At 39.1% G+C, this 10,512-nt stretch carries 7 protein-coding genes; 1 reads left to right on the top strand and 6 read right to left on the bottom strand.

Annotated elements, in window-relative coordinates; genetic code table 11:
- The first annotated feature begins 10 nt into the window (after window positions 1-10).
- Window positions 11-1,732 (top strand): proline--tRNA ligase, encoded by a 1,722-nt coding sequence (locus tag FTU66_RS05080; protein WP_180112422.1) that lies wholly within the window; start codon window positions 11-13, stop codon window positions 1,730-1,732.
- A gap of 52 nt (window positions 1,733-1,784) precedes the next feature.
- On the opposite strand, the gene FTU66_RS05075 is transcribed toward FTU66_RS05080, so the two are convergent.
- The 6 genes from FTU66_RS05075 to apbC form a co-directional block, all read right to left on the bottom strand.
- Window positions 1,785-3,197 carry a hypothetical protein gene (locus tag FTU66_RS05075; protein ID WP_180112421.1) on the bottom strand — a complete coding sequence of 471 codons (1,413 nt, stop codon included), beginning with the start codon at window positions 3,195-3,197 and terminating at the stop codon, window positions 1,785-1,787.
- A 14-nt stretch (window positions 3,198-3,211) separates the two neighbouring features.
- Window positions 3,212-5,461 (bottom strand): DUF6160 family protein, encoded by a 2,250-nt coding sequence (locus tag FTU66_RS05070; protein WP_180112420.1) that lies wholly within the window; start codon window positions 5,459-5,461, stop codon window positions 3,212-3,214.
- 32 nt (window positions 5,462-5,493) lie between these two features.
- The gene (locus tag FTU66_RS05065) at window positions 5,494-6,210 is read right to left on the bottom strand and encodes a hypothetical protein (protein ID WP_154320457.1); all 717 of its coding nucleotides are present in this window, start codon (window positions 6,208-6,210) and stop codon (window positions 5,494-5,496) included.
- 13 nt (window positions 6,211-6,223) lie between these two features.
- Window positions 6,224-8,104: a hypothetical protein gene (locus tag FTU66_RS05060; protein ID WP_180112419.1), complete on the bottom strand. Its 1,881-nt coding sequence runs from the start codon at window positions 8,102-8,104 to the stop codon at window positions 6,224-6,226.
- Between the two features lie 242 nt (window positions 8,105-8,346).
- Entirely contained in the window at window positions 8,347-8,916 is a 570-nt protein-coding gene (gene dcd / locus FTU66_RS05055) for a dCTP deaminase (RefSeq protein ID WP_004975507.1), read from the bottom strand.
- Window positions 8,917-9,118: 202 nt separating this feature from the next.
- Window positions 9,119-10,372 (bottom strand): iron-sulfur cluster carrier protein ApbC, encoded by a 1,254-nt coding sequence (apbC, locus tag FTU66_RS05050; RefSeq protein WP_180112418.1) that lies wholly within the window; start codon window positions 10,370-10,372, stop codon window positions 9,119-9,121.
- Window positions 10,373-10,512 lie beyond the last annotated feature (140 nt).

The following is a 10,512-nucleotide window of genomic DNA, read 5'->3' as shown; positions in this document are numbered from 1 at the left end:
GACAGTTTCCATGCGCGCGAGTCGCTTTTTATTTGCTACGTTAAGAGAAACCCCAAACGATGCCGAGGTGATTTCTCACCAGCTGATGTTACGTTCGGGTATGATTCGTAAATTGGCTTCAGGTTTATATACTTGGCTGCCAATGGGTGTGCGTGTGCTAAATAAAGTTGAAGCCATTGTTCGTGAAGAAATGAATCGCGCAGGTGCTTTAGAAACTTTTATGCCTGTCACTCAGCCTGCTTCACTTTGGGAAGAATCAGGTCGTTATGTGCAATACGGTCCTGAATTACTGCGCTTTAAAGACCGCCACGACAATCCTTTTGTACTTGGCCCAACCCATGAAGAAGTCATTACCGATTTGGCGCGTAATGAATTAAAAAGCTATAAGCAATTACCAATTAACTTCTATCAAATTCAAACTAAATTCCGTGACGAAATTCGCCCACGTTTTGGAGTAATGCGTTCACGCGAATTTATTATGAAAGATGCTTATTCTTTCCATACCGATCAAGCTTCTTTACAAGAAACCTACGATGTAATGTACGACACCTACTGCCGTATTTTCACGCGCCTAGGTTTAGACTTCCGCCCAGTACAAGCAGATACAGGTTCTATTGGTGGTTCTGGTTCACATGAATTCCACGTTCTGGCTTCAAGCGGTGAAGATGATATCGCCTTCTCTACCGAATCTGATTATGCAGCCAATATTGAAATGGCTGAAGCTATTTTGGTGGGTGAACGTGCTGCTGCAACGCAAGAACTCAACATTGTGGATACACCAAACCAAAAAACCATTGCGGAAGTTTCTGCATTTTTAGGCACAAATAATAACCAGTCAGTCAAAGCGCTCTTGGTTCAAGGTGTTGCAGATGAAACTGGTCAAGTGCCTGTGATTGCATTATTCCTGCGCGGTGACCATGAACTTAATGAAATTAAAGCAGAAAAGCATCCACAGATTGCTGCACCACTTACTTTTGCAACCGATGCACAAATTGCAGCTTTAGGTTTAACTGCTGGTTTTGTTGGTCCACAAGGTTTGGTAGAAAAAGGCATAACTGTGATTGTAGACCGTGCAGCATCGGTACTGTCTGACTTCGTTGCAGGTGCTAACCAAGTTGATCAACACGCAACAGGTGTGAACTGGGAACGCGATGCACAATATACTGAAGTTTACGATTTACGTAACGTCGTTGAGGGCGATCCATCTCCAGATGGCAAAGGAACTCTACAAATTAAACGTGGTATTGAAGTCGGTCATATCTTCCAACTTGGTACTAAATACTCTGAAGCGCTGGGCTGTAAAGTATTAGGTGAAGATGGCAAGCCGTTTACTGTCACTATGGGATGCTATGGGATTGGAGTCACACGTGTCGTTGCCTCTGCCATTGAACAGAACTTTGATGATAAAGGGATTATTTGGCCTGCAGCCATCGCACCATTTGAAATTGCGATTGTACCAATGAACGCACATAAATCACCACGTACATTAGAAGCAGCAGAAGCACTTTATGCTGAACTTCAAGCTGCGGGTTATGATGTATTACTGGATGATCGTAATGAACGTCCTGGGGTGAAATTCTCTGACCTTGAGCTTACAGGTATTCCGCACCGTATTGTGATTGGTGAGAAAGGTTTAGATGCAGGTACTTTTGAATATAAAGGTCGTGGTGATGCTGAATCTAGCAACCTGACGAAAGAAGAATTACTCATCAAAATTGCTAAAGAAAGTTAAACACTAAGCATAAAAAATCCCGCACAAGTTGCGGGATTTTTTTCATTTGGGATTAACAGAATTTCATACCACCATAACAGTTAGGGGTGACGTTCTGGTTTTGTAAAACCTTATCCGTTAATGTAATCGTAGCAGGGTTCTGAGTAGTATATTGCCCCACATTAATATTTAATTTTTTCTCTACAGGTATTCCAGCTAAAGATCCTAACGCAGCAAAAAAACCAACATCAATTGGTTCAGATTTATTAAGTAAATAATCACTAATTGCTGTAGCTACTTGTGGTAATACCGCCGAAATATCAACTTTATCTGTTGTTGCTAAATATCCCAGTTGTATAGGTTCTTTAAAAGACATCCACCACCCTTGTTGTGCAACATCGCCCTGATCAGCCCCCTGCCAATGCACAGGTTTACTTTGCAAAGATAAATAGCCCCCCGTACCATTGAGTGGAATATTGTGAATCATATTTAAAGCTTGAACAAAAGTAATATCCATATTAAGTTCATCCAAACTCGAACCTGCTGCCATTTTAAAGAATGAGTGCGTACCAACCGTACCTAATAAAGCTGGGAATTCCACATAGAGCTGATCAGCTGCGAACTTAGGGTCCCCTTGGACACTATCTGGCAAACGCTTACCTGACTCTGCAGCAGCTAAAGGAATAGAAGGAATAGATGAGCGAATACCACTCACTTTGGCAGCAGTCATACGTTGACCCGTAACCACCGTTTCTGGCATAGTAAAATCTACTTTCATAGAAGGAACTGTAATCCCTGTATGCCCTTTTGTTCTAACACGATTTGTAAATGGCTTACTATGAAACTGTCTTGTTTGCCCCAAAGCCGTTAAACGACCAGAAATAATTTCATCATCGGTCATACCAAATGTCGTTTGCTCAGTAAATGAATGACCTCGAGTTTGTGCCATTTTCATATAACCACTAAAACTTTTAATCCCGTCATTTGGGTTTTGTACGTTATCTGTACCCAAAGTCAGTAGACCTAAAATTTCTTCAGCACCTAAGCGAAAACCAACCACTTCACGTGTTGACGCACTATTTCCACTAATCGCAAATTCAATAAATGGATTGGTAATTTGCGCACTGGTACCCGCACGTTCACCATTAAACTTTGGACTATCTGTTGAATCATAAGATTCATTCAAACCACTTAACGAAATATTAGAAATATCAATATCACATCCCGCTTTACCACCAATCGCATTATTTACACCGCCACAACCTAATTGTAGCGTTTTAATATTGGCATTAAGCTCCATGAGTGCATCAACACTCAGCTTATAAAAGTTCAACCCTTGTGATTGATCTGTCGCAGTCATCAGGTTCAAAAGTGCCTGACCTTGTACATGAGATAACTGATCATCATTTAAAGCCTGCATCGCTTGAGCAGAATTGAATGAAAAGGCTGTACTTAAAATAGATGCAACTAAAATTGTTTTTTTCATTTTATTTCTATCCTTTAGCGTGGCGTAATGCCCAATGTACTGCGCATGGTTCCACCTGTAAGCGCGACAGATGCGATTTTCTGCATATTGCCATTGGTAGACATTGCAAAGTCTGTTTTAAAGGGTTGAGCAATATCATTTTTATAATTAAATTTTACTTGATTGTCTAAAGTAACCGTATCTGCACTAACGACGACTTTTCCTTTAACACCTAAATGTCCTTCCATACGATTCAAGTTAATTGAAGAAGTTTGAACAGTTTCATTATTCACTTGATCTTCATTCATCAAACTAAAATAACTACCCAAGTTCTTCGGATCTGCCTGTTCTGTGCTATCTAGACTTCTAAACTTAAAGTTCGCATCAAAAGACAAAAAGTTTGAGTTCGGATTAGTATCGGTTGGATCCATTCCAGGAATTACCAATAACTCGCCATTACCATCTAATTTAAAAGCAATTGTGGTCAATACATCATCTTTCTTAGAAAAATTATCGTATGGTACAAATCCACCGCATTTAGTTGATCCTGTGACGCAGTTGTATTTTGAACCTGGTAATTGTCCAATCGCTAACTCAGCTTTTGCTGCAACCAACAAATGATCTGCACGAATATAAATCCCTGCATCTTCATAACCAATCACGCCATCGGACTGAATTAATGCGTCAATATTTCTTAAACCAGCATAATAGTTGACAGCTTCTCCTGCATGCAGGCTGTCTTGCCCGTCAATTAAGATAATAGAAGTGGTACTTGGCAATCCTGTTTTTGAATCAATGCCATAACCTGCGGTAGAAACAATGGCGTTATAACCAATTCCAGTTTTATTCGTTCCATCATAAGGTGACAGATATTGTTTACCCGACAAGGCCACATTGGCATTTAAATTATAAATTGGAATTCCAATACCCCAAGAACCACCATCCCCTGTCAATTCATTTAAAGAGTTGTCAGAAATAATTCTAGCTTTGGCCGCAATAGACTGAAAGTCCATACCACGAACAGCAATCAGTGAAAACTGGTCACCTTCAAGCTTACTCGATAGCAACTGGTTTAAAAGAGGACTGGTTGCACCAATAGTATTTTTAATATTTTCATTGACTAAAAAATTGAGGTTTTTCGCTTGTACGGTATTAATATAAATATCGCCAAAATCGATATAGGCATTTTTATTGTGTAAATTACCTTGTGCATCACGTGTGGTTAGCGGTCTTAAATTCGAAAACTCAACCGCATAACTACCTTTTCCTGTGTGCCCAATTTCTAAAGTTGTTGGTAATTGCCCTGCCGCCAAACCTGTCGTATTTTGATTGGTAAAATCAGCCGATAGGCCCAAATGCAAACCACCTTGCCCCACCACAGCATCGTAGCCTGCAACTTGTGTGTTTTTTGTTTCAATTACACCATTAACCTTATTCGAGACATCAAAATTGGCAACATTCTTTTGCTGCCCATTAAAAAATAATTTTGCGTTGCTCACAGCGCCTGATGCACCAAAGCGAATTAAATTTTTGTCATCATAACGCAAATCAATATTGACCCCAGGATTGGTTGCATTTTGTCGGCTACTTGCAACATCACTACCCAAATCTTTCACTCGCCCAAGATTAACAAAATGGTCGGTGGTGCCATTTTTAGTGGTAAAGACCAATCCCTCATCGGCATCAATGTACATATAGCCATCAGTCGCAAAATTAAAGTTAAAATCATGCATAGATAATTGATGCTTACCTAAACCATGACTAATTTTGGCATTCTGTAACTGGAAGTTTAAATGTGCCGTTTCATTTTGATTGAATAAACCTGCTTTGGTTTCTAATAAAACTTTTAAAGGTGATTTAGTTTCTAAGCCGAACTGACCCAAACTTTGTGTTTCTTTAGTACAACTATTTCCAAGACAGTTTCTTTTGACTAAGTTTAAATCTGCAGTCGATTGAAAAGCATCAATACTCGCATCTATACGCACACCTGCACCAACATCAGTTTTCCCCACATCTAAAGCAAGCTTACTGATAATAGACTGGTTATTCTGTCCTATAATTTCTACATTATGTAAGCCTAGGCCCGGTTGAGTTCCATCCACTAAGTCAGGATCATACCAATTGATTTGATTAATTGTGGCTTTAGACATTTCGTGGGTGATCACGATACCATCTTGCCCACTTACATCAGACAAATGCTGGTCTGCAATCAGCTCTAAAGCATACACTTGTTGCGCACAAAGTACGCTCAATGTTAATAAATTTAATTGCATTATTTTTTTCATTTTATTTCCCTATACTGTACTTAATCCTATATTCAACAACGGCTTGCTGCTGAACCTGTACAGTTGTAGCTAAATATTTTCACATTGCCAGACATGTGCATATTGCCGTGAATATTTAAGCCCATAAATCCTTTTTCAGCGCCCTGATCAAACAATGGTACATCCAAAGATACCTCACTGCCGATCGTTCCATCTGCTAAAATTTGTTTTGAATTATATTTCTCATAAACTGTTGAATTTGCATAACCCTCACCTTCAAGTTTAGAACCTGTTTCAATCGCCATGGTTGCAAAACCCAAATTTCTTATTTTTAATGGCTTATCATCATAAAAACTCAACATCATCGCCGTTTGTGGGTCATTTTTATGATTAATAATAGTCGTGCCATCTAAAGAAAACTTATCAATTTGTATGGTGCCTTGAATTTGTTTAAATACCAGCCATTTTTTATTTCCCTGCGCATCTTCATGGTTATTGGGTGCAATGGCTAAACGACAAAGCACATTATTGTCAGCACAATTTTTACTATAGCGATAATAAACTTCTGTAGGTTTAGTCCCACCATTAAATTTGGAAATATTGCTGAGTTCTAAATTTTCAGCATATTCATGGTTTAACGATAACGTCCAATTGAGGTCTGCACCACCTTGACCTGTAGCCTGTGTTAATTCGTGATTTTCCAGTGCAATTAAATTGGCATGGGTCAAAGGACTACACATCAATGCAATACAAGACAGTTTTTTCAACATGATGATTCTCCTTTTATAGACCTGTCGTTTTAAATTTAAGGTGCTGAATCAGCACGCCATCAATTGCAACCGAACCTAGATTCTTAGCAGAACCATCTACACCTTTAAATACAACACCTGTGGCATCCGTATGATCTTTGGCACGTAACATATTATTTGGCAAGCGTTCTACAGTACCAATTGCAATACTACTATGCGTCGCATTACGTCCTTGATACATCGCAGTGCTGTCATTGACATTGGCTTTTAGCGGTGTGCCACAGCTCACCACATTACACGTAGAACCTGTAAACGTAGCAGCACCTAAATATCCACCTTTTCCATCTTCATAATTTTGATAAATTTTATTATAAATTTCAGGAACATTCGGAATACGGGTTACTTCCAGCACAATATTATTGCCTTCCGAACCGACCACAAAAGGTTGATACATATTCCCTAAAACTAAATTGATATTTGGACTGTATAAATACAAACCTTCTGTATCATGAAAAACTGGTGCCAATGAACCATCTATTGCTGGTGTGACCGCCGTTCCATCCAAAGTATCTGATTTTGCTGCTGTACTAATGCGGATCCCTTTACTATCTAAGTTTGAATCTGTGAAACTTAGATTCGCAGGATTATCATTAGTATTTAAACGCAATACACTTGCCATACCCAATGTTTGATGATGATTTGGATTATCAGAGTCTAAAGTCTGAAATAGTCGAGTCTGTGAACCATTTAAACTTAAACCATTGGCAATAAACTGAGTGCGTAAACGATGTTCTTTATCTAAACCCGATTTTGGTGCTCCAGTGCTCGGATCTACCTCTGCACTTGAGTTCAACTGACGTGAAAAAATATCAGTCCAAAAGCCTAATTTAATATTATTATCACTTTCAGTTGGCGTAGTAGTTGCGAGTGGTGCCTCTAGTGCTAAATAACCAACATCTTTTTCTACATTTTTAAATTGTTTTACTTTTTCTGTGCCAGCACGAAATAACCATGGGTTGTCTGCTGAACCCCAGTTAAAACCTTGATTGCTATAACGACTACTTAACGAATTATCACTTTTAGATAATGCTAAACCATAAATAAACACATCCGCTTTGGTTCTATTATGCGTTATATTTGCTTGCTGATTTACAGTATCACGTATTACTTGATTCGCATGCAATTCAACCTGTTTTAATGCATACATATCTGCCAATGCTTTCGCATTTTCTACGGCGATAGGTGTCGCATCAATTGTTAGTTTTGCATTTACACGGCTAGTTAATTCATTCTTCCACTGATCAACATTATCTAAATCATTTATTGCTTTATCTCTTGCTATCCTAGGTCTATCCCATAAAACAACATAATTCCCCCCCACTTTACTATGAAAACTATACCAATAATCATAGCGTTGTTTATAAAGGGTTCCCGCCTGATCACGATACTCATATTCACGATAAGTTTTTTCATTTTCAACTTTCTTTGCTTCAAAAGCTTTATCAAATTCACTTTGATAAATACGATTATATTCTGCAGTTTCCGATGTAGTATACACCGCTTTATGTGAATTATTATATTGATTCGTATAAGCAGTTTTATACTTTTCTTCAAACTGCTTATTTTGAATATATTGATAATTCTCCCCCGTCGGAATAATACGAATAAAACCCGTATCATATTGACTTGGATTTTCTAACCCACGTGTATAACTCGACCCTGTTGATAGGTCATTCGGTTGCTGAAACACCATTTTGAAGTCATCAAGGACTAAAGCAACCCCTTCGCCTGTGGTATTTGACAAAGAGTCATCGGAGAGTGCTTGTAAAGCATAACTCGGGTTCGCCAAAAGCAAGCCTATAGCAGTGGCTAAGCAACGCTTACGAAAAGGGAAAGTAATTGCGTGTTCAGTCATCTCGACCTTCCTTTTATCTGATGCTCCGCATCTTTCTTTTATTTATCTATGACTTGGCTATTTATTAGGGTGTTTTTATCCTTAAAAACGTGATTATGCCAAACCAATCTCAAATTTAATTATGCTGAATATTAATACAAATGCAAAAAAAACTGGCTAAACAGCGCAGCTTTCCGATGAATGAAAAAAAGCGAGCACATTGGCTCGCTTGTTCAACAGAAAAATTGTGATGGGTTAATCACTTATGCTTTAGGCAAGGTCACGCCTGTCTGCCCCTGATACTTACCACCACGGTCTTTGTACGAGGTTTCACAAACTTCATCTGATTCAAAGAACAACATTTGTGCCACACCTTCGCCTGCATAAATACGTGCAGGTAAGTTCGTGGTATTGGAAAACTCTAAAGTTACATGACCTTCCCACTCTGGTTCCAGTGGCGTCACATTCACAATAATACCGCAACGTGCATAGGTCGATTTACCTAAACACACTGTCAATACATTGCGCGGAATACGGAAATATTCAACAGTACGCGCCAATGCAAACGAGTTTGGCGGAATGATGCACACATCTGATTCAATATCGATAAAACTTTTTTCATCAAAGTTTTTTGGATCAACAATTGCTGAGTGAACATTGGTAAAGACTTTAAATTCACGCGCACAGCGCACGTCATAACCGTAGCTAGACACCCCATAAGAGATGAGTTTTTCGCCATTTTCGTCAAAACGAACTTGGTTTTCAGCATACGGTTCAATCATGCCGTGTTTTTCGCTCATTTCGCGAATCCAACGATCAGACTTAATTGCCATTTATTTTCTATCCAAAATATGAATGTTTAAACTATGCGGTACTTTAACTGAAAACCAGATTAATGAAAACTAGCTACTTTTTAAAGCACCGAGAGAATTTAAGTTTCCGCTATTTCCCATTTACAGGCACACTAATCCTAAGTAGCTTCTAGCTATTGAAATACTTATAAGGCAACAATAACTGTTATTTTTCAATTCGCACTTAAAAAATACGATTATGATCTTTTTCAGCTTTAGGCAGTTTTTTTGCAATTTGCTGAGCAATCGCAATGTAACTATCGGCAGCATCATCGCCTGCAATCACTGACGGCGTACCTGCATCGACATTTTCACGAATACTGACATTCAATGGTAAACGCCCAAGTAACGGAATGTCATATTGTTCTGCCAGTTTATCGCCACCACCTTGACCAAAAATTTGTTCTTCGTAGCCGCAGTTTGAGCAGATATGCGTCGACATATTCTCAATTACGCCCATGACAGGGATTTGCACACGATTAAATAGTTCGATGCCTTTGACAGCATCCATTAAGGCAACATTTTGTGGTGTAGTCACAATCACCGCTCCCGTTACAGGAATACGCTGTGCAAGTGTCAATTGAATATCCCCCGTTCCTGGTGGCATATCAATCATCAACACATCCAAATCTGGCCATAAGGTTTGATTAAAGAGCTGCATTAATGCACCCGTGGCTTTTGGTCCACGCCATGCTACAGGTGTATTGTGATCACCTGTTAAATGCCCGATAGATAACACAGGCATTCCAAAAGCATCCAACGGTACAAACTGCTCAGCTTCAATCATAGGAGTTTTGCCTGCATTGCCGAGCATGGTCGGAATACTTGGACCATAAATATCGGCATCCAATACGCCAACTTTTAAGCCGAGCTTTTGCAAAGCTAAAGCCAAATTTACTGTAGTGGTAGATTTTCCAACCCCGCCTTTGCCTGAAGATACCAAAATTACGTTTTGAATACGCGGATGTTTCGGCACATCACGTTGGTGTGGCGCAGCTTTTTGAATCGGTGGATTATTCGGATCGGCTTCTTGCATTGAACTTTGGCCCGCAGCATCGACCACCGGTGGTAAATGAGATGTTGCAGTCTGTGTGGTCGATGTTGCGCAGCTTTCAACTTCAGCATGTTGATGCCCACAACTTTCTTTTTTCTGTCCAGATTTCTGCTGAATCACATGCATATTCAGTTCTTTAATGCCGCATTTTTCTAAAGCATCTGCCAGTTCATCATGAATTTGTTGTAAATGTTGTTTTTCTTCAGGATAAGTATTGATGGTGATTTGCAGAATATCACCTTGCACATTCACTTGAGAAATACGATCTTTTAAAGCATGTTCAGATTCAGGCAATATATAACTTTGTAGCACGTGCTGAATAGCTTCCTCATTCACCGTATGCAAAGGTGAAAAAACTGATTTAAGTGAAGAAAGCCAAGACATAGATTTACTCCAAAGTTTGGAAATACCGCGATTATGATAGTGTAACGATAATTCGGTACAAGGTTAAGCCATGCTGTAGCTGAAAATATTTAATTCCGATTGGATAACTTGGTTTTTTGTCTTATTTTTACTCAAACTCA

The organism is Acinetobacter sp. YH12131 (assembly GCF_013418635.1).
GTDB lineage: Bacteria > Pseudomonadota > Gammaproteobacteria > Pseudomonadales > Moraxellaceae > Acinetobacter > Acinetobacter towneri.
This window is presented reverse-complemented; position numbering and strand designations above follow the sequence as displayed.

Excerpts from the sequence above, each read along its gene's own strand:
- FTU66_RS05080 (WP_180112422.1), top strand. The coding sequence starts at position 11 with ATGCGCGCGAGTCGCTTTTTATTTGCTACGTTAAGAGAAACCCCAAAC.
- FTU66_RS05075 (WP_180112421.1), bottom strand. The coding sequence starts at position 3,197 with ATGAAAAAAACAATTTTAGTTGCATCTATTTTAAGTACAGCCTTTTCA.
- FTU66_RS05070 (WP_180112420.1), bottom strand. The coding sequence starts at position 5,461 with ATGAAAAAAATAATGCAATTAAATTTATTAACATTGAGCGTACTTTGT.
- FTU66_RS05065 (WP_154320457.1), bottom strand. The coding sequence starts at position 6,210 with ATGTTGAAAAAACTGTCTTGTATTGCATTGATGTGTAGTCCTTTGACC.
- FTU66_RS05060 (WP_180112419.1), bottom strand. The coding sequence starts at position 8,104 with ATGACTGAACACGCAATTACTTTCCCTTTTCGTAAGCGTTGCTTAGCC.
- dcd (WP_004975507.1), bottom strand. The coding sequence starts at position 8,916 with ATGGCAATTAAGTCTGATCGTTGGATTCGCGAAATGAGCGAAAAACAC.
- apbC (WP_180112418.1), bottom strand. The coding sequence starts at position 10,372 with ATGTCTTGGCTTTCTTCACTTAAATCAGTTTTTTCACCTTTGCATACG.